The following is a 494-nucleotide window of genomic DNA, read 5'->3' as shown; positions in this document are numbered from 1 at the left end:
CCCGACGGCGTCTTCTCGCTGCTCTTCGGTGCCGGCCGCTCGGTCGGCCAGGCGCTCGTGGCGGATCCGCGCATCAAGGCCGTGGGCTTCACCGGCTCGCAGGCCGGCGGCATCGCCCTGATGAAGACCGCAGCGGCGCGGCCGGAGCCGATCCCGGTGTACGCGGAGATGTCCTCCATCAACCCGGTGTTTGTCCTGCCCGGCGCCATCGCCGACGACGCCGCCGCGCTGGCCGGCGACTTCGTCGGATCGCTGACCATGGGGGCCGGCCAGTTCTGCACCAACCCCGGGCTGGTCTTTGTCCCCGAAGGCAAAACCGGCGACGCCTTCATCAGCGCCGCAGCCGGCTCGCTGCGTTCCTGCGCGGGCCAGACCATGCTCACGCCGGGCATCGCCGGCGCCTGGGAAGAAGGCGTGAAGGAACTGGCAGCGGCCGACGGCGTGGAGCAGGTCGCCGAGGGCACTCCGGGCGCCACCGAGAACGCCCCGGCACC

Annotated in this window: 1 protein-coding gene; it reads left to right on the top strand. The window is 72.5% G+C overall.

Going from position 1 to position 494, the window contains the following annotated elements:
• A partial coding sequence (locus AC3A4M_RS22815) for an aldehyde dehydrogenase family protein (RefSeq protein WP_498738911.1) occupies positions 1–494 on the top strand: 494 nt, incomplete at both ends.

This window comes from Arthrobacter sp. Soil_C_60, assembly GCF_057656375.1.
This window is presented reverse-complemented; position numbering and strand designations above follow the sequence as displayed.